The organism is Alteromonas sp. RKMC-009, from assembly GCF_003584565.2.
In the GTDB taxonomy this organism is placed as follows: domain Bacteria; phylum Pseudomonadota; class Gammaproteobacteria; order Enterobacterales; family Alteromonadaceae; genus Alteromonas.
The window spans coordinates 1893536-1917905 of sequence record NZ_CP031010.1; the positions used below are offsets into that span (position 1 = coordinate 1893536).

The 24370-nt window shown below is 49.9% G+C and carries 23 protein-coding genes and 1 pseudogene; 10 read left to right on the forward strand and 14 right to left on the reverse strand.

Going from position 1 to position 24370, the window contains the following annotated elements:
* Nucleotides 1–51 precede the first annotated feature (51 nt).
* From DS731_RS08350 to DS731_RS08365, 4 genes are all read right to left on the reverse strand, one after another.
* Nucleotides 52–2862 (reverse strand): bifunctional aconitate hydratase 2/2-methylisocitrate dehydratase, encoded by a 2811-nt coding sequence (locus DS731_RS08350; RefSeq protein ID WP_119500887.1) that lies wholly within the window; start codon nt 2860–2862, stop codon nt 52–54.
* Between the two features lie 377 nt (nt 2863–3239).
* On the reverse strand, nt 3240–4565 hold the full coding sequence (locus DS731_RS08355; RefSeq protein ID WP_119500888.1) for an ATP-binding protein: 1326 nt from the start codon (nt 4563–4565) through the stop codon (nt 3240–3242).
* Nucleotides 4562–5236 carry a response regulator transcription factor gene (locus DS731_RS08360; protein ID WP_119500889.1) on the reverse strand — a complete coding sequence of 225 codons (675 nt, stop codon included), beginning with the start codon at nt 5234–5236 and terminating at the stop codon, nt 4562–4564. Before DS731_RS08360 ends, DS731_RS08355 begins: the two co-directional genes overlap by 4 nt.
* Before the next feature lie 5 nt (nt 5237–5241).
* Nucleotides 5242–5514, reverse strand: a complete 273-nt coding sequence (locus tag DS731_RS08365; protein ID WP_119500890.1) for a PepSY domain-containing protein — start codon at nt 5512–5514, stop codon at nt 5242–5244.
* A 341-nt stretch (nt 5515–5855) separates the two neighbouring features.
* On the opposite strand from DS731_RS08365, the gene DS731_RS08370 reads away from it, so the two are divergent.
* A complete protein-coding gene (locus DS731_RS08370; RefSeq protein ID WP_119500891.1) occupies nt 5856–6323 on the forward strand; it encodes a pyridoxamine 5'-phosphate oxidase family protein in 468 nt (155 codons plus the stop codon).
* Nucleotides 6324–6388: 65 nt separating this feature from the next.
* On the opposite strand, the gene DS731_RS08375 is transcribed toward DS731_RS08370, so the two are convergent.
* Genes DS731_RS08375 through DS731_RS08405 form a run of 7 tightly spaced genes read right to left on the reverse strand, consistent with a single transcriptional unit; the run spans nt 6389 to nt 13334 of the window.
* Nucleotides 6389–6688 (reverse strand): YciI family protein, encoded by a 300-nt coding sequence (locus DS731_RS08375; protein ID WP_119500892.1) that lies wholly within the window; start codon nt 6686–6688, stop codon nt 6389–6391.
* Between the two features lie 13 nt (nt 6689–6701).
* On the reverse strand, nt 6702–7508 hold the full coding sequence (gene trpA / locus DS731_RS08380) for a tryptophan synthase subunit alpha (RefSeq protein WP_119500893.1): 807 nt from the start codon (nt 7506–7508) through the stop codon (nt 6702–6704).
* Entirely contained in the window at nt 7495–8688 is a 1194-nt protein-coding gene (gene trpB / locus DS731_RS08385) for a tryptophan synthase subunit beta (protein WP_119500894.1), read from the reverse strand. Before trpB ends, trpA begins: the two co-directional genes overlap by 14 nt.
* A 22-nt stretch (nt 8689–8710) precedes the next feature.
* Nucleotides 8711–10108, reverse strand: a complete 1398-nt coding sequence (trpCF, locus tag DS731_RS08390; RefSeq protein WP_119500895.1) for a bifunctional indole-3-glycerol-phosphate synthase TrpC/phosphoribosylanthranilate isomerase TrpF — start codon at nt 10106–10108, stop codon at nt 8711–8713.
* On the reverse strand, nt 10101–11135 hold the full coding sequence (gene trpD / locus DS731_RS08395) for an anthranilate phosphoribosyltransferase (RefSeq protein WP_119500896.1): 1035 nt from the start codon (nt 11133–11135) through the stop codon (nt 10101–10103). The genes trpCF and trpD overlap by 8 nt, the downstream gene beginning before the upstream one ends.
* Nucleotides 11128–11742 carry an aminodeoxychorismate/anthranilate synthase component II gene (locus DS731_RS08400; protein WP_119500897.1) on the reverse strand — a complete coding sequence of 205 codons (615 nt, stop codon included), beginning with the start codon at nt 11740–11742 and terminating at the stop codon, nt 11128–11130. Before DS731_RS08400 ends, trpD begins: the two co-directional genes overlap by 8 nt.
* Nucleotides 11743–11744: 2 nt before the next feature.
* Nucleotides 11745–13334, reverse strand: a complete 1590-nt coding sequence (locus tag DS731_RS08405; protein ID WP_119500898.1) for an anthranilate synthase component 1 — start codon at nt 13332–13334, stop codon at nt 11745–11747.
* A gap of 267 nt (nt 13335–13601) precedes the next feature.
* Between DS731_RS08405 and DS731_RS08410 the strand changes: the two genes are divergently transcribed.
* The 5 genes from DS731_RS08410 to rluB are packed head-to-tail and all read left to right on the forward strand — an operon-like array spanning nt 13602 to nt 17442.
* A complete protein-coding gene (locus tag DS731_RS08410) occupies nt 13602–14447 on the forward strand; it encodes a PHP domain-containing protein (RefSeq protein ID WP_119503357.1) in 846 nt (281 codons plus the stop codon).
* A 12-nt stretch (nt 14448–14459) separates the two neighbouring features.
* Complete coding sequence (locus DS731_RS08415; RefSeq protein ID WP_119500899.1) at nt 14460–15080, forward strand: L-threonylcarbamoyladenylate synthase; 621 nt, start codon at nt 14460–14462, stop codon at nt 15078–15080.
* Nucleotides 15081–15112: 32 nt separating this feature from the next.
* Nucleotides 15113–15946, forward strand: coding sequence for a segregation and condensation protein A (locus tag DS731_RS08420; RefSeq protein WP_119500900.1), 834 nt, complete (start codon nt 15113–15115; stop codon nt 15944–15946).
* Nucleotides 15933–16568, forward strand: coding sequence for an SMC-Scp complex subunit ScpB (gene scpB, locus DS731_RS08425; RefSeq protein WP_119500901.1), 636 nt, complete (start codon nt 15933–15935; stop codon nt 16566–16568). The genes DS731_RS08420 and scpB overlap by 14 nt, the downstream gene beginning before the upstream one ends.
* Nucleotides 16561–17442, forward strand: coding sequence for a 23S rRNA pseudouridine(2605) synthase RluB (rluB, locus tag DS731_RS08430; RefSeq protein ID WP_119500902.1), 882 nt, complete (start codon nt 16561–16563; stop codon nt 17440–17442). Before scpB ends, rluB begins: the two co-directional genes overlap by 8 nt.
* Here rluB and DS731_RS08435 read toward each other — a convergent pair.
* Nucleotides 17421–18203 carry a transporter substrate-binding domain-containing protein gene (locus DS731_RS08435; RefSeq protein ID WP_119500903.1) on the reverse strand — a complete coding sequence of 261 codons (783 nt, stop codon included), beginning with the start codon at nt 18201–18203 and terminating at the stop codon, nt 17421–17423. The genes rluB and DS731_RS08435 overlap by 22 nt on opposite strands.
* A 176-nt stretch (nt 18204–18379) precedes the next feature.
* Here DS731_RS08435 and dkgB point away from each other — a divergent pair, with 176 nt between their 5' ends.
* The 4 genes and pseudogenes from dkgB (at nt 18380) to DS731_RS22250 (ending at nt 22963) form a co-directional block, all read left to right on the forward strand.
* On the forward strand, nt 18380–19183 hold the full coding sequence (gene dkgB, locus DS731_RS08440) for a 2,5-didehydrogluconate reductase DkgB (RefSeq protein WP_119500904.1): 804 nt from the start codon (nt 18380–18382) through the stop codon (nt 19181–19183).
* A 138-nt stretch (nt 19184–19321) separates the two neighbouring features.
* The gene (locus DS731_RS08445) at nt 19322–20617 is read left to right on the forward strand and encodes a DUF445 domain-containing protein (RefSeq protein WP_119500905.1); all 1296 of its coding nucleotides are present in this window, start codon (nt 19322–19324) and stop codon (nt 20615–20617) included.
* A gap of 135 nt (nt 20618–20752) precedes the next feature.
* A pseudogene (locus DS731_RS22245) lies at nt 20753–21721 on the forward strand (P1 family peptidase); the annotation flags it as partial.
* A 93-nt stretch (nt 21722–21814) separates the two neighbouring features.
* Nucleotides 21815–22963 (forward strand): endonuclease/exonuclease/phosphatase family protein, encoded by a 1149-nt coding sequence (locus tag DS731_RS22250; protein WP_181013668.1) that lies wholly within the window; start codon nt 21815–21817, stop codon nt 22961–22963.
* A 43-nt stretch (nt 22964–23006) separates the two neighbouring features.
* On the opposite strand, the gene DS731_RS08455 is transcribed toward DS731_RS22250, so the two are convergent.
* Nucleotides 23007–23687 carry a hypothetical protein gene (locus DS731_RS08455; RefSeq protein ID WP_119500907.1) on the reverse strand — a complete coding sequence of 227 codons (681 nt, stop codon included), beginning with the start codon at nt 23685–23687 and terminating at the stop codon, nt 23007–23009.
* 261 nt (nt 23688–23948) lie between these two features.
* Nucleotides 23949–24305 (reverse strand): outer membrane protein assembly factor BamE, encoded by a 357-nt coding sequence (locus DS731_RS08460; RefSeq protein WP_119500908.1) that lies wholly within the window; start codon nt 24303–24305, stop codon nt 23949–23951.
* Nucleotides 24306–24370 lie beyond the last annotated feature (65 nt).

Genomic DNA, 24370 nt, shown 5'->3' on the forward strand with positions numbered 1-24370 from the left:
TAAAAAGCCCCGACAACGTCAGGGCTTCTTAACAGGCTTAAGAACCGTTAATTAAACGTTCTTAACCGCTACGTCTGCTTCAAACTTAGGCTTAACAGCCAGGTCTTCTGAAGGCGGAGCAAACTTGGTCAGGTCGATGCCTGCAACAGCCTGCTTGTACTCTTCAGTAGTCGGGAAGCGACCCAGTACTGTAGACAGTACTACCAGCGGCGTTGAGCCCAGCAGTGATTCGCCTTTCTTCTCGCTTGTGTCAGCAACAACACGGCCCTGGAACAAACGGGTAGAAGTAGCAATTACAGTGTCACCAGGTTCAGCTTTTTCCTGGTTACCCATACACAGGTTACATCCCGGACGCTCAAGGTACAGAATGTTTTCGTACTTAGTACGTGCTGCTTCTTTTGGCTTGGCATCGTCGAATTCGAAACCGGCGTATTTTGCCAGGATTTCCCAGTCGCCTTCTGCTTTCAGCTCATCAACAATGTTGTACGTTGGCGGAGCAACAACCAGCGGTGCTTTAAAGCTTACAGAGCCGTTCAGCTTCTCCAGGTTACGCAGCATTTGTGCAATGATTTGCATGTCGCCTTTGTGAACCATACAGGAACCTACGAAGCCCAGGTCAACTGGCTTGCCGTCGTAGTAAGAAACCGGACGAATAACGTCGTGGGTGTAACGCTTAGACACGTCTTCGTTGTTTACGTCCGGGTCAGCGATCATTGGCTCATCGATTTGGTCGAGGTCAACAACGACTTCTGCGTAGTACTTAGCATTGTCATCCGGTGCCAGTGCCGGCTCTTCGCCAGACTTGATTTCAGCAATACGCTTGTCTGCCAGGTCGATAAGACCTTGCAGCATGTTCGCTTCATTATCCATGCCCTTGTTGATCATGATCTGGATACGGCTCTTCGCCAGTTCCAGTGATGCAATCATGGTCTCGTTGTCAGAGATACAGATTGAAGCTTTCGCCTTCATCTCAGCAGTCCAGTCAGTGAACGTAAATGCCTGGTCAGCCAGCAGGGTACCGATTTGAACTTCGATAACACGGCCCTGGAACACGTTTTCACCGGAGAACTGCTTTAGCATTTGCGCCTGAGTAGCGTGAACCACATCACGGAAGTCCATGTGTTCTTTCATGCTGCCTTTAAAGGTCACTTTTACAGACTGCGGAATTGGCATTGCTGCTTCACCCGTTGCCAGTGCCAGTGCAACAGTACCTGAGTCAGCACCGAAAGCGACACCTTTGGACATACGGGTATGTGAGTCACCACCAATGATGATTGCGCGGTCGTCTACAGTGATGTCGTTAAGCACTTTGTGAATAACGTCAGTCATTGCGTGGTATACGCCTTTAGGATCGCGGGCTGTGATAACACCAAAGTTGTTCATGAAAGACATCAGTTTAGGAATGTTAGCCTGAGCTTTCTTATCCCATACTGATGCAGTGTGACAGCCAGACTGATATGCACCGTCAACCAGCGGAGAAATCGTTGATGCAGCCATCGACTCCAGTTCCTGACAGGTCATCGGGCCTGTGGTGTCCTGAGAGCCAACGATGTTAACTTTTACACGTACATCTGAACCGGCATGCAGAGGAGAATCTGAATTCACACCTACCGCGTTACGGTTAAAGATTTTCTCAACAGCAGTCAGACCCTGACCTTCATGAGAGATTTCTTTTGCAGCTGCATACACTTCCGGTGCTTTAACACCCAGTGTTTCTGCCGCGAATGTTTGTAACTTCTTACCAAACACAACCGCGTAAGAACCACCGGCTTTCATGAACTCCATTTTTTGAGGAGTGAATGAAGCAGAAACGTCAGCCAGTTCTTCAGAACCGTTGTACAGTTTCTTCGCTTTGGTATCGATGGTCAGTACGGTACCGGTTGCAACAGAATATGCTTCTTCCAGTACAGGGTCGCCATTTGCGTCACGAACCACTTCGCCGTTTTCGTCAGTTTTCTTAACCCAGTTTTTAAGGTCAAGACCGATACCACCGGTTACGTCAACGGTAGTCAGGAAGATAGGTGCAATACCGTTAGTACCTGCAACGATTGGTGCTTTGTTGACGAAAGGAATGTAAGGGCTGGTAGGCTCACCGGCCCACAGTGCCACGTTGTTCACACCAGACATCCGAGAAGAACCTACACCCATGGTGCCTTTTTCTGCAATCAGCATGACTTTAGCGTTAGGGTGCTTTTTACCCAGCTCAACGATTTCCTGTTGTGCTTCAGGCGTAATCATACACTGGCCGTGCAGTTCACGGTCAGCACGGGAGTGCGCCTGGTTACCCGGAGAAAGCAGGTCAGTAGAGATATCACCTTCAGCAGCGATATAAGTAACAACTTCGATTTTTTCAGGTACATCAGGCAGCTTGGTGAAGAACTCTGCTTTCGCGTAGCTTTCCAGAATCTCTTTTACGATTGGGTTGCCTGCTTTATAAGCCGCTTCGAGACGCTCGGTGTCTGCGTCGTACATGTAAACCTGTGTTTTCAGTACTTCAGCAGCTGGTTTGGCAACTGATTCGTCATCAGATAATGCCAGGTCCAGTAATACTTCTACAGACGGACCACCTTTCATGTGAGAAAGCAATTCAAGTGCAAACTCAGGTGTGATTTCTTCTACTTTTTCTTCGCCAAGAACAATTTCTTTCAGGAATTGTGCTTTAACACCAGCCGCGCTTGTGGTGCCGGGCAGGGTGTTATAGATAAAGAATTTTAAAGAGTCTTCACGGTGCTCATTTGCTGTGTCTTTGATTTGAGCAATGATTTCTGACAGCAGATCAGCACTGTCTATTGGCTTCGGGTTAAGACCTAGTTCCGTTTTACGGGTTTCGATCTCTGCCAGATATTCTGAATACAAACTCATAATTTTCTCTCGGTCTTGGTTCACTCGGGCGTAGAATTAAGACGGTCTTAGCTATACGCGTATAAAAATGAGGGACATATTAACTGATTTTTAGTGATTACGTAATGACAGAAAGTGACCAGGGGGTGTCATGCAACATGCTTATGTAAAACAGATGTTGCATGTCGATTTTTGGTTTCTTTATTGATGATTTGCGATTTATAAATTAATTATAAAAATCATTGGTTTATGTAATTCAGATAAATGTGATTTACGGTGGCGCGTCAGATTGGTTTTACCATTGAGGATAAATTATAGTGTTGCATTTATGGTAAGCATTCATGATGGTTATGGTTGTACCAGATTGAAAAGTAAACATAACGCACAACAAACTGTAATTACACAGGAAATGACAATGTTACCGCTGCGCCGCCAAGCGTACTGTCTGCAATATCCAGCCTCCCTTCATAAATAGCAACGAGATCGGCAACGACAGCCATGCCAATACCCTGGCCTTCCGCATAGGTGTCCAGACGCTCGCCCCGTTCAAGCAGCGCGTCTTTTTGATCCGGGGGGATGCCCGGCCCGTCATCTTCTATTCGGATATGACTCCAGCCCTCTTCCTGCTCAAGGGTGAGAAGTACGGTTGTGCTGGCTGCTTTACAGGCGTTGTCCAAAAGGTTGCCCATCATTTCCATCAAATCAGTTTCATCGCCCTTGAACTGACAACCGGTATCACCTGCCATGTTTATGTTAAGTGAACGGTCACGATGCACTTTTTCCATTGCATTTAGTAGTTTTTGCGCCAGCGGAGCTACCGTGACACTGGCTTGCCAGCCGGCTTTGGCTGCTGCGGCCCGTTTCAGCTGGCGTTGGATGATATTGTTGATTTGCGTGAGTGAATCATGGGCATCATCGGGAAGGTTACTTGTTCCCATGGCAACAGCCAGCGGCGTTTTCAGGCTGTGCGCCAAATCACCGAGACTATTCTTATAGCGACTGCGTTGCTGGGCTTCTGCTTCAAGCAACCGGTTAATGCTGTTTTTTAGCGGGGTAAACTCTTTCGGATAATGGCGGGTGAGTGCACCCTGGCGTCCGCTGGCTGTCAGCCGTATTTCATTGATCAACTCCCGCACAGGATTTAGCACGAAAGTAATGCCCGCGATGATCAGTACAAGGAGTCCGGCAGCGAGCAGGAGCAACCATTTCCACAATGTACCGGTGAATGCGTCACGCTCGAGGTTGAATTCCTGACGGCTGTTCATGATGTAAAAATGAACCGGTTCGAAGCTGTCGGCGGCCGCGAATTCTGCTGTAAACGCATAGCTGAAATAGCTGCCGGTGTTACTGAGTGCGCCCCGGTCTTCCGTGATAAATTCTTCATCGCCGGTTGCGGGGGCGGGCAGGGTAGCGATCACCTCATTGTGTAACGCTGAAGCCGATTTCCAGATCACTTTATTGCGGAAAACGATAATGCCTATATAGCCTGAATCCGGTAAATTAAGCTGCTCTTCGTACAACAGTTCCGGCATGTAAGGCACATCACCGTCCAGTTCAAAGGCAGAGACCAGTGCCAGGTTCATCAGTTTTAATTCGTTATGTTTCGCCTGAGTGAGACTTTCCGTATAGGCTTTGTCCAGAGTCAGCACGGTCACCGGAATAAAAATAGCCAGCGCCAGCAGTGCCAGAAGGGCACTGCGAAGACGAAGAGACAGACGGGTCATAGCTCTCTGTTCAGGCGGTAGCCGCGGCCACGAAGTGTTTCAATAGGTTTCAGTGTGCCGTCAGGATCAAGTTTCTTCCTCAGGCGTCCTACAAATACCTCAATCACGTTACTGTCTAAATCGAAGTCCTGATCGTAGATATGCTCCGTCAGTTCTGTTTTCGACACAATCTTCTGCGGATTAAGCATCAGGTATTCCATAACCTTGTATTCGTACGCCGTGAGGTCCAGGCGGACGTCGTTCAGAGTAATTTCTTCGGCAACTGTGTCCAGACATACCGGACCAAACTGAATAGACGGATTTGCCTGACCGGAAGCCCGGCGGATCAAAGCCTTCACTCTGGCCAGTAACTCTTCATTGTGAAATGGCTTGGTAAGGTAGTCATCAGCACCTGCATCCAGACCTTCTACCTTTTCCTGCCAGCGGTCCCGGGCGGTCAGGATCAGCACCGGTGTACGAACGTCGTTCTGACGGGCTTTACGGATCACGTCGAATCCGTCAATACCCGGCAGTCCGATATCAATAACGGCTAAATCGTAATTATATTCCTGAAGCTGATATAAGGCGTTATTACCATTGTCTGCAAGGTCCACGCTGTAGCCGTTTTGTTGCAGCAAAGCATCTAACTGGGTTAGCAGACGACTGTCGTCTTCGGCAATTAATAAGCGCATTTGTTTTAATTATCCTTGTCCGTTGCCGGCTGAACTTTACCGGTTTTCTTGTCTACATCCACCGACACCACACGTCCATTTTTTTTCAGAACTTTTACACGGTATTTTGTACGGGTCTGGTCGACCCGCAACACACGACCTTTTTCATGTTGTTGTGCTTTTGTCGCGGCCTGACTGCGATCTATCTGTGGCGCCTGCTCCTGAACGGCAGCGGCCTGCTGCGATAGCGGAGCTATGAGCAGTAACACAGTCAGAAACAGGGATTTAACGATATTCATACAGCCTCAGGATGGTGCTCAGGACACGGTGTCCGGCATTCTCTAATTTTCGTATCCTAGCATAACCGTTATAAATGAACATTGGCTGAATCGAATCTGACTTTTGTTAATTGCTGCAAATTCATTGCTTTAATCCCTGTCCGCCACCTGAGTTCATACCACCTCAAGGTAAACTTTACAGAAAATGAGACATATCAGTTTGTTCCTTAAGTGAACCAAATCAAGAAAGGTACATTTAATCAATGGGTTAATAAGATATCTTCGTCTGGCATAGCTACTGCAGTGGATATCAGGTGTTGAATTAAAGATCTTTGCAGAAGAACGTAAAACGAGGAGATAAAATGACATCTGATGATATTCGTACCCGCATGTGGAAAGCGTTGTCGGACAGCCCTAATGTAATGTTGAGCCTTGATGCCAGTCGGGAGCACGCTGAACCTATGCACGCCATTCTTGACGAAAAAGCTAACAGCGAATTCTGGTTTTACACAACTAAGACTAACCGTGCAGCGTCCGGAGGACCGGCTATGGCGCAGTTTTCCAGTAAGGGGCATGATGTGTTTGCCTGCATCCGGGGTACGCTGGTGGAAGAGACGCGCAAAGAAATTATTGATAAATACTGGTCGAATCCGGTATCTGCATGGTTTGAAGGCGGAAAAGATGACCCCGCCCTGAAGATGATGCGGTTTGAATTAAAGGATGCTGAGATCTGGCTTGCAGAGCCCGGTTTTAAAGGCGTATTTAAGTTACTCACCGGAAAGAAAGTCGATCCGGAGGAAATGGGCGAGCACCAAACCGTCAATCTCTAACGAAAAGTTGCTCAAGCAAATAAAAAACGGGAGCCGCCGGCTCCCATTGTTGTTTCCGTAACCGGTTACGGCAATACCTTCTTGTAGGGTTTTACCACTACGTTTTCATAGACGCCGGCTTCTACATACGGGTCGGCTTCAGCCCAGGCTTTCGCGGTTTCCAGAGAGCCAAATTCAGCGACAACCAGAGAACCGGTGAATCCGGCCGGGCCGGGATCTTCACTGTCGATAGCAGGGAAGGGGCCGGCAATCAGCAAGCGGCCTTCGTCTTTTAACGCATTCAGTCGTGCCAGGTGAGCAGGACGGGCAGCCAGACGCTTTTCCAGACTGTTTTCCACGTCGGTTGCACAAATCATATAGAACATCGTATTTCTTCCCTTACTTTTCCGTAGCCGCTTTCATGCCGGTAACAAAGGCATCAAGTGCGCTGAGCATGGCCGGTACATCATCCAAATGTTTGGCGATGATGTTAACGGTGGCTGAACCACTGATTGCGCCCGCAGCGCCGGCTTTGATGGCTGTCGACACCTGCTCCGGTGTTGAAATACCAAAGCCGAGAATTGGCGGTGCACATGCATAATCCGATAATTTGGCAATTAATGACTCTGCCGGGATATCTGCAGCGGTTTCCACGCCGGTCACACCAGCACGGCCTAACAAGTAAGTGTAGCCGCGTGAGTGCTCACCAATCTGCGATAACGCTTCTTCTGTTGCATTAGGCGGCGCGATAAGAATTTGAGCTACGCCGGTTTCATTGGCTACAGATATAAAGGGTTTTGCTTCGCGAAGCGGTACATCCGCCACCAGAATTGAATCAACACCGGCATCGTGTGCCTGCTGATAAAAAGCTCTGATCCCTTTGGCCATCACCAGGTTGCTGTACAGCAATAATCCCATAGGTACATCGGGGTATTTTGCTCTGACGCGGGACAGCATCTCAAAGCAGGCATCCGGTGTGACGCCGTTGCCAAGGGCACGAATACTTGCAGCCTGAATTGTCGGGCCATCAGCAATGGGATCTGAGTAGGGAATACCCAGTTCAAGAGCGTCTGCACCGCTTTCAATCAACTGACAGATAATTTTTTCAGATGTGTCGATATCCGGATCGCCAATCATGACGAAAGGCACAAACGCACCGCGATTACCGGCGTTCAGCCGGCCAAACATATCACTATAGCGATCCATTAAAATCTTCTCCCAGAATCTTGATCACGTGTCCAAGGTCTTTGTCGCCGCGACCCGATAAATTCACCACGATAATGGTTTCTTCTTCTGCTTCGTCTGCCATGTTGAGCGCATGGGCCAGCGCGTGGGAAGACTCAAGCGCCGGAATGATACCTTCTTTGCGGGCTAACAACTGGAAGGCATTCAGCGCTTCTTCGTCAGTAACTGCAACATATTCAGCGCGGCCGGTATCTGCAAGATAGGCATGTTGAGGCCCAACAGCAGGGTAGTCCAGACCGGCAGATACTGAGTAGCTCTCTTCAATCTGGCCTTGCTTGTCCTGCATAATATAGGTGTATGCACCGTGCAGAATGCCTTTCGAGCCGGTACAAATGGTGGCACCGTGTTCTTTGGTGTGCAGACCTTTACCAGCAGGCTCTACACCGATTAGCTTCACAGAAGGCTCGTCGATGAAGTCAGCAAACATGCCGATAGCATTCGAGCCGCCGCCAACACAGGCAACCACGGCATCCGGTAATCTGCCTTCTTTTTCCATGATCTGCGCACGGGTTTCTTCACCAATCATGCGGTGGAATTCACGTACAATATGCGGGAACGGGTGAGGGCCGGCCGCGGTGCCCAGCAGATAGTGCGCTTTATCGTAATTCGCAGACCAGTCACGAAGTGCTTCGTTAACCGCATCTTTCAGTGTGCCTGAACCAGCATTCACAGGAATGACTTCCGCACCCATTAAACGCATACGGAATACGTTCGGTGCCTGACGCTCAACATCTTTCGCACCCATGTAAATGCGGCATTTCAGACCCAGCAGTGCGCAGGCAAGTGCCGTCGCTGTACCGTGCTGACCTGCACCGGTTTCGGCAATGACTTCGGTTTTACCCATACGCTTAGTCAGTAGTGCCTGTCCCAGAACCTGGTTGGTTTTGTGCGCACCGCCATGCAGTAAATCTTCACGCTTCAGATACAGCTTAACCTTGGGGTTTGTAACCAGATTGCGCGTCAGGGTCATCGCCGTAGGACGACCTGCATAATCTTTTAGCAGTGCCGAAAACTCTTCCTGAAATGCCGGATCTTCTTTGGCATCAATAAATTCTTTCTCGAGTTGGTCTAGCGCGGGAATAAGCAACTCGGGCACGTACATGCCCCCGAAATCCCCGAATTTTGAATCAAGTTGGTTCATGAATAATCCTGTTGATCATCAATTAATAGCGTCGTGCTGTTTTGAACAGCGCCGCCAGCTTTTCAGCAGATTTTTGTGCCGGAGCATCTTCTACTCCGGAATTTACATCTATGGTGCCCGCGCCGGTTCCGAGCGCAGCGACCAGGTTACCGGCATGAATGCCGCCGGCAACGATGAGTTTTTTCTTGTCTGTCACATCATCCAGCAGTGACCAGTCGAATGACTGTCCCGTTCCGCCTTTTTCCGTACCTACCTGACAATCCAGCAGTACGCGATCTGTTACGGTTTCGCCCAGCAAGTCACTGAGGTGCGGCGGTAAGTCGCCAGATACGCCAACTGCCTGCCAAATCTGGCATTCAGCAGGCAATGCCGCCCGCAATGTCTGGCGGAAAGCCGCATCTTCGCTGCCGTGTAATTGAACGGCAAACAGCTTAAGTGAACGCGCGGCGCTGACAATGTCATCCACAGGCTGGTCGACAAATACGCCCACATAACGACCCGGCACTGTCTCAGTAATCGTACGCGCCTGCTCCTGCGTTACACAACGTTTAGACTTTTCTGCGAAGATAAGACCGCCATAGTTGGCGCCGCCGTCAAACGCAGCTTTAGCGTCTTCTGCACGGGATAGGCCACATACTTTGATGTCGCCGTAAATGAGGGCACGCACCGCTTCGGGTAAATCTTTTTGAGCCATCAGCGCACTGCCGACCAGGAAGCCCTGGCATAGCGGCGCTAAGCGGCGTACATCCTGATGGGTGTAAATGCCGGATTCAGAAATCACGACGAAATCATGAGTTGCCTTGTCCAGCATGGGGATCAGCTTTTCGCTGGTGGCGAGATCGGTGGACAAATCCCGCAGATCACGGTTATTAATGCCGATGATTTTCGCTTCCAGCGCGATAGCGCGGTGCATTTCTTCTTCGTTACTGACTTCGGTAAGAATATCCAGCGCCAGGCTGTCAGCCAGGCCGGCAAGTGTGCGGTAAGTGTCGTCGTCCAGCACACTCAGCATCAGCAAAATGGCATCAGCGTTATAATGACGGGCCAGATAAACCTGATACTCGTTCACAAAGAAATCTTTGTTCAGCACCGGTTGCGACACCCGCTCAGTCACATAAGCCAGATAGTCATAGCTGCCCTGAAAATACTTTTCATCAGTCAGCACTGAAATGCCTGCTGCGTATGGCTTATAAGCAGCAAGAATTTCGTCGAGGTCGAACACAGGGCGGATGAGACCTTTTGACGGCGATGCCTTTTTACATTCAAAAATAAAACCGGCATCCGGCTGACTTAATGCATCGAACAAGCTTTTATTTGAAGGTGTCAGTGAATCTTTAAACGTGGCTAACGGCATTGCTGCCATACGTGCTTCTAACTCCACACGTTTATCGGCGACGATGCGTTCTAACACATTACTCATCGTTACTGCTCTCCTGATGACTGATTTTTGCCACGGCGTTAAGCGTGGTTAACGGTTTGCCCTGTTTCATGGCTTCCATAGCCATTTCCGCACCGTCTTTGAATGTGGTCACGGTGTCGGTAAGTTTCAACAGCGCGCCGCAATTCATTGCGATGGCGGCCCGGTGTGCTTCCTGACCTTCGCCGGCCAGAGCGGCTTCCACCATTTTGCGGTTTTCATCCGGTTCACCGCCGGCAATAGCTTCAAGAGGGTAAGAAGGTAAACCGAAGTCTGAAGGCGTCACGGTCAGTGTGCGTAAATCACCATGCTCTAAGTCGATGATGTGAGATTCGCCGTGCAGAGCCAGTTCGTCCAGTCCGTCGCCATGAACAATCATGGCCCGGTGCTGGCCGAGCAGCATCAACGTGCGGGCATACGGCTCAAGAAGCTCCGGAGAATATACACCGAATAAACCATGGGTAGGGCCGGCAGGGTTTGCCAGCGGACCCAGAATGTTGAAAATGGTGCGGGTTTTCAGTGCCGCGCGGATGGGCGCAGCGTGACGCATACCGGAATGATAAACCGGTGCGAACAGGAAGCAGAAGTTCGCATCGTCCAGACATTGTCTTGCTGTCTCTGGGCTGATTTCCAGATTAATACCGAACTGTCTGAATATATCAGCAGAGCCGGATTTACTGGAGACACTGCGGTTACCGTGTTTGGCGACTTTTACGCCGCAACTGGCGGCTACCACACCCGCCGCACTGGAAATATTAATGGTGTTATGTCCGTCACCGCCGGTGCCGACAATATCTGCAAACGGATAGTCCGGCGTGGGGAAAGGCAGCGCGTTTGACACCATGGCACTGGCAGCACCGGCGATTTCATTAGGTGATTCGCCGTTCAGCTTTAATGCGGTAAGCACGGTTGCCAAAATCAGATCAGGTTGTTCGCCATGCATAATGCTGTTAAATAAAGCAAAAGACTGCGCCTGACTCAGATGCTCTTTAGCAAATAACAGGTCCAGCAGGGGAGAGGCATCATACATGTTCCAACTCCTTGTCGGTTAAATAGTGAATACTTTGCAGTAGTAAACGGCTTCCGTCTGCGGTGAGAATTGACTCCGGGTGAAACTGGAAACCAAGCATTTTGTCTTCGGGGTGATAAACCGCCATGGTGGTGTCACCAAAACTGGCAATGGTTTCTAACCCTGCCGGTAATGATGTAGCCACAAGAGAATGATAACGGGCCACATGCAGCGGGTTAGCCAGACCTGAAAACATGGCCTCGCCGGAGTGACTGATGGGCGATGATTTGCCGTGCATTACCTCTCTGGCCCGGTCGACCACGCCGCCGTAATGACTCACGATAGCCTGGTGACCTAAGCATATACCCAATACCGGAAAAACACCCTGTACCTTTTTAATCAGTGCGGGCATGCAACCGGCTTCATGGGGCGCTCCCGGACCCGGCGACAATAACAGCAATACCGGCGCTTTTTCTGCTTCCTGCTGCATGCGGGAGAACAACATGTCCGCATCTACCGTGTTACGGTACACAATGATGTGTAAATCCAGTGCCCGGAGCTCGTCAACCAGGTTATAGGTGAAGGAGTCTACATTATCGAGCAGAAAAACGGTGATTTTATCTTTCATGATCAGGCTCCCTGTTTCAAAGAGCGGCGAACCGCGTTGATGACAGCCTGCGCTTTGGTGCGGGTTTCATTGGCTTCAGACTGGGGATCTGAGTCGTAAACCACACCGGCGCCTGCCTGAATATAGGCACGGTCGTTTTTCACAAACGCTGAGCGGATAACAATACAGGTATCCATATCGCCGTTTCCGTTTAAGTAGCCCACAGCGCCGCCATAGCTTCCCCGGCGTTTCTTTTCAACCTGGCGGATCAATGTGGCCGCACTGACTTTTGGTGCGCCGACCAGGGTGCCCATGTTCATGCAGGCCTGATAAGCATGCAGCGCATCCAGATCGTCACGCAACTGACCCACGACACGGGAAACCAGGTGCATCACGTGAGAGTAGCGGTCTACTTTCAGCAGGTCTTTCACGAAACGGGTGCCCGGACGGCTTACTTTCGCCACATCGTTACGGGCCAGGTCGACTAACATAATGTGTTCGGCTTTCTCTTTGTCATCTTCACGCAAATTCAGTTCAATGCGGCTGTCCAAATCCGGATCGATTTCGCCATTCGCCCGTTTGCCTCTGGGACGTGTACCGGCGATGGGGTAAATTTCTACCTGATTCGATGATTTCTCATATTTGATTGCCGACTCAGGTGACGCGCCGAATATAGTAAAGTCTGCATCCTGCATATAAAACATATAAGGACTTGGATTACTGATTTTTAATTGAGCGTATGCGGTTAACGGGTCGGGACAAGGTAAGGAGAAAGTGCGGGAAGGTACAACCTGGAAAATGTCACCGGAAAGGATATTGGCTTTTAAGTCGACAACATCCTGCTTGTAGGTTTCATCGTCTTTGTCGACATCCACATCCATAGCATCCTGTGCCCCGGGCGGGATAGTGGCAGTGCTCGCAGGTATATCTGTGAGTCTGGCCTGCAGCCGCTCCAGTCGCTGTGCCACATCAAAATAACTTTGCGCCACGTTAGGGCCGCTGAATACGCTGCCGATTAAACGGGTCTGGCGGGTTTGATGATCGACTGTGAGTAAGGTCTCTGCCAGATAGAATACATAATCCGGACAGTCATTTTCGCCATCGGGTACATCAGGTAAGTTTTCGAATGTGGCCAGCAGATCATAAGCAAATACACCACCCAGAAAGACGGCGTGGGGATGCTGGCGGATTGGCGTGATTTTCTGAACCAGTAATCGCAGGGCGTCGAATACACTGGCCGCTTTCAGCCGGCTGTCTTCATCCAGGGCATCATCCGCAGCGTGGCAGGTGAGCGTTACCGTTGCACCGTCTCTGACAACACTGGTGTTGTCCGGGCGCTGTGCTTCAATCAGCGGTAATACCGATTCGCCGTTGGGGGTCAGTGCAGTGCAGATAACCTGATTACCTGTGCACACAAGGCGCATCGCGGCATCTACCATCAGCAGGCTTTGCAAGTCGTCCTTGCTGTCAATTTCTGCTGATTCTAACAACAGTGCATTTGATTTTCCGGCACAAAGGTGGGCAAAGGCGGCTAACGGATCGTTCAGGTAGGTACCTGACTGTTCGATTGTTTCCACTTTGCCGGGCTGGGTGCCCAGTTCCGCTAAACTCATTGTCGCATTTTCTCCAACTGCGATTAAAAAAAAAGGCCCGTTAAACGGGCCTTTATTGTGTTCTTTTACGCACTCACGCGTACACCGCCCGTTACTTCAGGGAGTGCCACCACCAAACTGCTTTTACTAAAGTGCTGATTGATAATTGATTACGCATGATTTCTCTGTCATAAACTTCGATAGGCATCGAAGGCGTTAGTACGTATAATATGCCCTATAGAAGAAAACAAAAAAGAAGTTGTGTCAACCGTAATTTTGCATAAGACATTGAAAATCGATCTACATAGTCATACAAAATTTTCCGACGGCCATTTAACGCCGGAAGAGCTGGTGCTTCGCGCGCACACCATGCAGGTGGATGTGCTGGCCATTACCGACCATGATACCCTCGCCGGATTACCGCTTGCCCACCAAACCCAGGCAAAGCAAAAGCGTGTAATGACGATCATTAACGGCGTTGAAATCTCCACCGCCTGGCACGGGTTCGATATTCATATCGTCGGCTTAAATGTGGATGTGGAAGATGCATCACTCAACGGTTTTCTGGCTGAGCAAAGTGCAATACGCAAGGAACGTGCGGTTAAAATTGGTGAAAAGCTGCAAAAATGCGGGTTTGACGGTATGCTTGAAAAAGCAGTGAATCTTGCCGGTGTGGGGCAGGTGACCCGTGCACACTTCGCACGCGTATTAGTGAATGAATATGGTGTTGCTACCATGGATGCCGCTTTTAAAAAGTACCTTGGAAAAGGGAAACGGGCCGCTGTTAAGGCTGTATGGCCCGGCATGGAACAAGCCATATCTCATATTCGTGCTGCCGGTGGTCAGGCTGTACTTGCTCATCCCGCCCACTATGACATAACGGCAAAATGGTTGCGCCGTCTGGTTAATGATTTTGCGCATCACGGTGGACAGGCCATCGAAACGGCTTTTCCCGGTATCAATCCTGACAAGCAAAAGCTTATCAACGAGCTTGCCAGCGAGCACAATCTTTTGGCTTCGGCGGGGTCTGATTTTCACTTCCCGTCCAGGTGGACAGAATTGGGGCGTAATTTAGGTATCGCTTCTCACCTCAAGCCAGTCTGGCATGACTGGGCACTGCCCGCCCATCAGTAACAGGACATTGTAATGAGTCAATTTTTCTATATTCATCCGGAAAATCCACAGCAGCGATTGTTGAATCAGGCTGTGGAGTTAATCCGGCAGGGCGAGGTGGTGGTGTATCCCACTGATTCCGGCTACGCCATTGGCTGCCAGATGGAAGACAAAAAAGCGCTGGAACGCCTTTGCCAGATCAGGCAAATCGAACACGATCACAACTTCACTCTAATGTGCCGTGATATGTCCGAATTATCGTTTTATGCCAAAGTGGATAACACCGCTTTCCGGCAAATAAAAAATAACACTCCGGGTCCATACACGTTTATTTTTAAAGCTACCCGTGAGGTACCCCGCCGGTTACAAAACCCGAAGCGGAAGACCATCGGGATCCGTGTGCCGGACAACGTGATTGCACTCAAGTTGCTGGAAACCCTTAATGAACCGCTGATGTCCACATCGCTGATCCTGCCTGGTAAACAAATGGCAGAGTCAGATCCTGATGAAATCCGCGACAGGCTGGAAAAACTGGTAGGATTGATTATTCATGGCGGGTATCTTGGTGAAGATCCCACCACCATTGTCGATTTCTCTGAAGGCAATGCGGAAGTGATCAGGGAAGGCAGTGGCGACCCGTCACCGTTCCTGTAAAACACTCATAACACGGACGAACAGCGCGTAAGATGACTGATGAACAAACGCCGGCGGCAGTAAGCGACCCCGTTCAGCAACCTTTGCCACTGGCGTTTATCAATGGCGAAGCGGTCATTGAAAAGCCGTCAGATCTGTACATTCCCCCTGATGCACTGGAAGTCATTCTGGAAACCTTTGAAGGCCCGCTGGACCTTCTTTTGTATCTTATCCGCAAACAGAAATTCGAAATCGTAACCTTACCCGTGGCAGACATTACTGCACAGTACATGGAATATGTGGAGGTTATGAAAACATTGAAGCTGGAATTAGCTGCCGAATATTTGCTGATGGCAGCGATTCTGGCTGAAATTAAATCCCGGTTACTGCTACCAAGGCGAAGCGATGAACCGGAAGATGAAGAAGACCCCAGAGCGGAACTTATCCGCCGGTTAAGAGAATACGAAGCCGTTAAAAAAGCTGCACAATCACTGGATGAACAGCCCCGTATGGAGCGGGATGTGTTTGCTGTGAAGGCTGATGTGGCTCTGAGTGTGCAACCGGTGCGGATAGAGCCGGATGTGTCTCTCCAGGAGCTTGTGCTGGCATTCAGCCATGCCATGAAGCGGGCTGCCGCGTTTGAACATCATACAATTGAGCGGGAGGCGCTGAGTACCCGTGAGCGCATGAGCCAGATTCTGGCTATGGTAAACAGTGAGACCTACACACCGCTGGATGCGTTATTCACGCCGGAAGAAGGCAGAGCAGGTGTGGTGGTGTCTTTTCTGGCGATTCTGGAATTAGTAAAAGAACAGCTTTTATTGTGCGTTCAGACAGGACCATTTGCCAGAATTCATGTAAAATTGGGCCGTCATGAAGAAGATTAATAAAGTCCAGCTTAAGCAACTGGTCGAGGCCGCACTGTTTGTTGCCGATGCGCCTATGACTAAACTGGCACTGCGTGAGTCTGTGCTGGCTGAATTTACAGTCAGTGAAAGGGCGCTTAACGAGGTGCTCAAAGAGCTGGTGCTGGACTATCAGCCCAGAGGAATTCAACTGGTTGAAGTGGCCAGCGGATACCGCTTTCAGTCACTGGATAGCTTAAGCCCCTGGCTGAGCCGCATGTGGCAGGAAAACGCGCCCCGTTATTCCCGTGCAATGTTGGAAACGCTGGCGTTAATTGCTTACCGTCAACCCATAACCCGCGGCGAAATTGAAGCGGTTCGCGGGGTGGCAGTCAGCAGTAATATTATCCGCACCCTGACAGAAAGAGACTGGATCAAAGTGGTAGGGCACAAAGAAGTGCCGGGCAGACCGTCGTTATATGCCACTACCAGACAGTTTCTGGATTATTTTTCGTTAAAGTCGTTGGCAGATTTACCCGGATCTGAGGTTTTTGAAGGGCTTGAAGACAACGAACAGCCGCCTGCGACGGCTACACTGGAGGCACCGTCTGACGACGACCGTGCGATTGAAACCGCTGAACAAAAGCGAGAAGAAAATGAGTGAAAAGTTGCAAAAAGTCCTGGCTAACCAGGGACTGGGCTCCCGCCGTGAAATGGAACGGTGGATAGAAGCCGGAAGGGTATCGGTAGATGGCAAAATTGCGACACTGGGCGACCGTGTTGAACCCGGCCAGCAAATCCGTGTAGACGGTCATCTGTTATCCCGTCAGGCAGAAAAACCGGTATGCCGTGTATTGATGTATAACAAGCCGGAAGGTGAATTATGCAGCCGTCACGATCCTGAAGGCCGCCCCACAGTATTTGACCGTCTGCCTGCTATCCGCGTGGGACGCTGGATTGCCGTAGGCCGCCTGGATATCAATACCAGTGGCCTGTTATTGTTCACCAATGACGGTGAACTGGCAAACCGCTTAATGCACCCTAAATGTGAAGTAGAACGTGAGTATGCTGTACGCGTATTCGGTGAAGTGTCCGGTAAAACCCTGAACACGCTGACCAAAGGGGTTGAACTGGAAGATGGTCTGGCGCGGTTTACTGAAATCAAAGCCCGTTCTAAACCTGCCGGTGAAGAAGATAGCATGAACCGCTGGTATAACGTGACGTTGTCTGAAGGCCGTAACCGAGAAGTACGTCGCCTGTGGGAGTCTCAGGAAATGCAGGTCAGCCGTCTCGTTCGCGTGCGCTACGGACCGGTGGAGTTGCAAAAGCGTTTACCGCAGGGGGCCTGGGTAGAGCTGCCGCTGGAGCAGTTAAATGCCCTTCGTAAACTGGTGCAACTGGACGATGAAACACAAACGCTGGTGGATGTAAGACAGGGTAAACTTGATCATGCCCGCCTTACCCGTATGCGCCGCTCGGTGAAAAAACACCGTACACGGCAGTCTCATCAACGTAATCAGTCAGCCAGCTCTGACTGACGGGAAGGGCGTTTCTTTAAACAGGCACGCCCGTTATCAATACCGTGCCGGCGGGCAACCTGAGCAATCAGCCCGCGGTGCGTTTTGAGAAATTCATCTAATTTTTCCAGCATCGCCGGATACTGCTCACTGGAAATCCGCAGGCTCTCTTTCTTATCCTGAATATGTTCTGATGCCACAATGCGTTTACCTGACAGCTTCAGTGCTGCAGTTGCATCATTCAGCTGTTCGCTGTCTGTGATAATGGCATCAACCTCACCGTCAACCAGCGCCTTTACCAGGTGTGTCGGCTCAGAGAATGACACTATTTTTGTGTAGCCTTTACGTTCCTGTTCTAACCAGTCACTGGAAACCGGCTGATCTTCAATAATACCAAGTGCAGTCACGTCGGGAATTCGCATCCACTGATTCTCAGGCAACACGCGGGTGATTTCACAAATACCGATCACAGGCTGGCTGTAAAACAGCGTGCCGTCTGTGGCAGACCAGCGGGGGTGATCCGGAAAGCGGAAATCAATCGTGTTTTCTTTATACCACTGATCGTAAGCGTCGCCCTGAAGGGGCACATATTCCAGTTCAAAGCCCTCTTCAAGAGCAAATGCTGTCATCACCGCATCGAGTACCGGTTGATATTTGCCACCGTTTACCGGGTGGACCTGTCTGCCTGAACTGTCTTCAACACCTACAAAGAAAGTATCTTTCGCCGCAAAAGCCTGACCTGAAAGCAATACGGCAGCGAGAAGAGTGATAGCGCGTCGCATCGTATTCGTCCTGTTCACTTAAACTTTAGTCGTAACACAAGCCTATCAATGCATTTGCATTTGCACGATAAGGCCGTTGGCATGCAAGTATTAAAACCAATACCTGAAGAAAGTGAAGTAATCTGTATTCAATGTCTTAGCGTAGACAAGGTGAATTCATAAAACAGGAGAAGATAATGCAATCGATGCCTCAATTAGGTGTAGGTACGTTTCGTTTAGAAGGAGAGGTAGCAAGAAAAACGGTTTCAGATGCGCTTTCCACCGGCTTCCGCCATATTGATACCGCCCAGTTTTATGGCAACGAAGAAGAAATCGGCAATGCAATTCAAACTGCCGGTCTTCCCCGTGAAGAACTGTTCGTGACCACCAAGGTATGGCACGACCATCTTGATAAGGGTCACTTCATTCCGTCTGTGCATGAAAGTCTGAACAAACTGAAAATGGCCTATGTTGACCTGCTGCTCATCCACTGGCCGTCACCCAATGATCATATTCCCATGGAGTCATATTTAGCCTCACTGAAGCAGGCCAAAGAAGAAGGTTTAACGCGCCATATCGGTGTGTCGAATTTCACCATGGCACAAATCGACAAAGCGGTTGAGATCCTGGGAGAGGGCGAGATACTCACTAATCAGATAGAGCTTCACCCGTTTATGCAAAACCGTCAGGTGGTTGAACATTGTAAGCAGGCTGGTATTTCCACTACCGCCTATATGCCCTTTGCGGTGGGCGAAGTCATGAAAAATGATGAACTCAAAGCCATTGCTGACGCGCACGGAGCCAATCCTGCCCAGGTTGTACTGGCGTGGATGGAAGTAAAAGGTATCCATGCCATCCCTTCATCAACGAATAAGGACCATTTGCAGGCGAACTTCGATTATACCGCTGTCACGCTGTCAGAAGATGATGTGGCGCGCATTGATGAGCTGGATAACGGCGAACGTATCGTGGATCCGGATTTCGCGCCGCAGTGGGATTAATATCCTTTTACATTTAACCACCCGTAATTGTCATAAAGGGTTTGCCGGCTGCACTTTCATCACCATATAGTGGATAGGATGTATATGCCTGATGACGTGCAGTCAGGTAAATGAGGCAATATTAATACAAGGACAAACGTGCTACCGGATAATAAACAGCAGCAGCTCCGGCGTGCAAAACGCATCGCCCTTTTCTGGCTGGTGGGAGCTGCGTTTGTCTTTATTCTTGCGACGCTGGCAGAGTACCGGCAGTGGATAACGCCATGGCCCGCCTGGGCCGGACTCATTAAGATGGCATCAGAAGCTGCGCTGGTTGGCGGGCTGGCTGACTGGTTTGCCGTCAGCGCATTGTTCAGGCCTATTCCGGCCAGATTTCCAATCCCTCACACGAATATCGTAGCGAATAACAAAGCGGCGGTTGCCGGCAATTTGTCCCGCTTTGTGAAAGAAAAATTCTTCAATGAAGTCGCTATCGAAAAACTGGTCAATGATGCCCGTCCTGCTCAGGGAATGGCAAGGTGGTTGCGCGAGCCTCAAAACGCAGACCGTCTGAGTCGCTTCGCTGCGCGCTCGCTGGTGGGGATCATTAACACGCTGGATGATAAACCCGTTCAGGACATGATGGTAAGCGGAGTAAAGCGGGCTCTGCTGAAAATGGATCTTTCACCTCTCGCAGCCGGCACGTTACGGGTTCTGACCCGTGATAAGCGCCATCAGGAGGTGCTGGATCAATTGCTTTATAAAATCGCAGAACTTGCTCACCGGCCTGACAGTCAGATGTTTATTGCTGAAAAGCTGCATAGCTGGCTGAAAGCAGAGTACCGGCGACTGGAGAAAATATTGCCGACCACCTGGTTGAGCGAGCAGGGCGCTGACATCGCTTCCAAAGCCATCGTGAGCATTCTGGCGGATATTGCCAATGACAGCGAACACCCGGTACGCAAGAGTTTCGACCGCCAGCTGGAGGACTTCACCGCGAGGATGGAAACCGACCCTGCTATGACAGAGAAGCTGGAAAATATCCGTAACCAGTTGCTGAATAACGATACCCTTCAGCAGTACCTGTTTCAGGTGTGGGGCGACGTGAAACGCTGGTTAATCGATGATGTTGCAGCCACAGACGGCAAGTTCACAAACCGTTTATCCCATGCACTGCAGGAAGCAGGTAAATCCGTGGCCAACGATGAGCAACTGGCAAACGCTGTTGATGTACACATCGCAGAAGCCGCCAGAGCGATGGCGCCGGAGCTCGCAGATTTTCTTACTGATCATATCCGTAAAACCATTCTGGCATGGGATGACAACCAGATGGCGGAACAAATTGAACTGAACATCGGTAAAGATCTGCAAAAAGTCCGTATTAACGGTACGTTGGTGGGCGGGCTGATTGGTGCCTGTCTGTTTTTAATTGAACATGCCATCAGTCTTCTATAACCGGTACGTAGCCGTCTTCCTTTTGAGTTTTTTGCACTATCGTGTGACACTTTTCCTTCCCCATTTGTATTTATAAAAAACGAAAACAACATGAGAAAACGAATTCTTCCCGCGTTACTGCTGGTGTTGCCGCTGATGCATGTCAGCGCAGACGCAGAGCAGGTCAGAGCCCGTGATATAGGCATCGCGCCTGGTGTACTTGCGACCGGAAAACTGAACAGTATTACCGATGTTGCAGGCGTACGGGTGGGGCAGGTAACCCTTCATAACGGAAAAGACGTTCACACCGGCGTGACAGCCATTATTCCGGCAGAGGGCAATTTACGGCAGCGTAAGGTACCGGCTGCGGTATACGTGGGCAATGGTTACGGCAAAATGGCCGGGATCAGTCAAATCCGCGAATTGGGTGAAATTGAAACCCCCGTTTTGCTTACTAATACTCTGAATGTGGCTGAAGGTATTGCCGGCGTGGTGGAATGGACGCTGGCGCAACCGGGAAACGAAAACGTGGCATCGGTGAATGCTGTTGTAGGTGAAACCAACGACGGATTTCTTAACGACATCCGCCGCAGAACCGTAACGAAAGCTGATGTGATTCAGGCTATCAATAAAGCGCAAAGTGGCCCGGTTGCAGAGGGGAATAATGGCGCCGGCAGCGGTACCCGCGCCTTCGGATGGAAAGGCGGGATCGGTACAAGCAGCCGTTTGCTGCCTGCATCACTGGGCGGATACACAGTCGGTGTACTGGTACAAAGTAACTTTGGCGGCATCCTGAATATCGACGGCCTGAAAGCCGGGGAAGCGCTAAATCAGCACTACCTGTATAACGAACTGAATAACGATACCGCTGCTGACGGTTCCATCATGATAGTGGTTGCAACAGACGCACCGCTGGACGACCGCAATCTGGAAAGGCTGGCAAAGCGGGCCATGGCCGGTGTTGCGCGAACCGGTGCCAGCCTGACAAACGGCTCCGGCGATTATGTTATAGCCTTTTCTACCGCAGATGCATTACGTCGTGACGAGCAGTCACCGGCGCATTCATCCACTGTCATGGCGAACAGTCAGGTCTCACCTTTATTCGAGGCGGTGATTGAAGCAACGCAGGAAGCCATTTATAACAGTTTGCTGATGGCTGAGGACGTGGAAGGTTTTCACGGGAGCGTAAAAGCCCTGCCGGTAGACAAAATCCGCTCCATGTTATCGGCAGAGCACGGGAAAACAGAGTCTTCTGATACGTTGAGAGTGGCTACTTTTAACGTAAGTATGGAGTCGACGAATTACCCTTCTTCAGGGCTTCCGCCCGGTGATGACGTGCTTAAAGAGATACTGTCAGATGGCAATAATCCGCAGGTCAAAAATATTGCTGAGATCATTCAGCGCACCGCGCCGGATATTATTTTGCTTAATGAGTTTGATTACATTAAATCGCAGGGCGATGGTGTACGGGCCTTTATTCAAAATTATCTGAATGTCAGTCAGCACGGGCAACCTGCTATCGATTACCCGTACGTTTATCTCGCGCCGGTGAACACCGGTGAGCCGTCTCCTTTCGATCTGGATAACGACGGTAAAGCCACCGGAACAGGCGGTGATGCGTGGGGATTTGGCTTGTATCCCGGCCAGTACGGCATGGTTGTATTGTCGAAATATCCCTTCGTGCATGATCAGGTACACAGCTTGCAGACGTTTAAGTGGAAAGATATGCCCGGTGCTCAGAAGCCCGTTGACCCAGCCACAGATACTCCCTGGTATAACCAAGAGGAATGGGCTGAGTTCCGGTTAAGCTCCAAGTCTCACTGGGATATACCCGTTAACGTTAATGGCCGCATTGTGCATGTACTTGCTATGCATCCCACACCGCCTAATTTCGATGGCGATGAAGACCGAAACGGTAAGCGGAACCATGATGAAATCAGGCTGATGGCTGACTATCTGTCTCCGGATAAAGGCGAATACATTACTGATGATGAGGGTAAACAATCCGGCCTGCCGGAAAACACCCGTTTCGTACTGGCAGGCGATTTCAACGCTGCCGATGCGGGTGATAAACACAGGCCGGGCGTAATAGAACAGCTTATTGATAACCGGTATGTGAACGGCAACGTTATCCCGGAAAGTGAAGGTGGCCGTGAATATTCAACAGAGCCTTACAGCCGCAGGTTCACTGCACACTGGGGGGCAAGGGCAGATTACGTTTTACCGTCAAGATATGGCTTTGAAGTGACCGGTAGCGGTGTTTTCTGGCCCGAAAAAGCCAGCCCGTTGTACCGTCTGGTGAAAGATCGTGAAGCAAGTTCTGATCACCGCCTGGTCTGGCTGGACGTCAAGTTAACCGGTAAGTGATTAAACAGGCCGGGCAGATGTATTTCTGTCCGGCCTGCAGGGATTAGCTGCGGTTGCTGTTGTTACGTCTAATTACTTTGCTTTCCAGCGCAGGATTAGCAAGCTCAAGTACAACGGCGCGCTCTAAAATGATATTGCCGTTAACAACCACATCGTCCGTGATTGAAAGTACCGGTTGTTCGGATTTGTTCTTCATCCAGCCATTTTCAGTTTCTTCAAATACGATGTCGCCGTAGATCCGGGTATTGCCTGACAAGCTGACATCACCGTTTTGCGTTGTGACTGAGCCTTTTATTTCGCCATCCGGCACCGTAATATCGCCATTCACTGTTTCCAAATCGCCTTCCACCAGACTATTCACAGAAAGCCCGATATTGCCATTTACTGTAGACATATCACCAAATACATTCAGGTTTTTACCGGCATTGATATCGCCGTTAACCGTACTCGCATCATTGATTGCAGCGTTATCTGCAATACTGATATTGCCATTCACCGTACTGACATCTTCAGCAACAGTAAATGTTTGCAAAGTCACGTCTCCGTTGACGGAAGACACATCACCAGCATGGCGGCCTTCATAGATGGTTACCGATCCCAGCACACTGCTTACATCGCCGCCATCGTGATAATCACCGTTACCCCCGACATTGATTACACAGCCTGATAGCGTGGCAGCACATAAAAGTGATAAAGCAATAATTGAGCGATTCCTGTTTAGCATTCTATTTTCCGTTTTGTAGTGATGTGTGTCCGGTATGGCGTTAATACTCCCGATTTTACCGGGAAGGATTCACTTAATAATGAGCAATAACCGCACACGAATGAGTGTAAAAAGTATGACGAGTTCAGCAATTGCTGAGCCAAAAATGATTATGTATTTAAAATCAGTGAGTTATGGGTTTTTTGGCGTTCAGGGGGAAGGAGAGAGCGTATCCGGAAGTAGTCCGGAACACCAAAATGTGGTGTTCCGGACCAAAAATGCTTACTGATCGAGCGGGGTATTAAAATCTTCTGACAGTTCGAAGTCGCCTTCTACGGTGGTCAACACATTACCGTCGAAATTAAGTACCAGTTGCTTCTGGAAATCTTCACCGCGTTTGGACATACCGCGCTTCATATCGTACACGTAATACCATGTGCTCTTATCAAAAGAGTCTTCAACAACAGGGTGGCCAAGAACATAAACAACCTGCTCTTTGGTCATGCCAACACGCAGCTTTTTAACGTCACGTTCGTCCAGAAAGTTGCCCTGTGGCACATCAATCCGGTAGATCCAGTTGTTACAGGCAGTGGTGAAAAATACAGCGGTTAACAAAATAGCGATTTGATACAACTTCATGCGTGAGCTTGTCCAGTTATGCTTTGATTATAGTGACAGGCATTACCTTTGCCGGCAAACCAGTG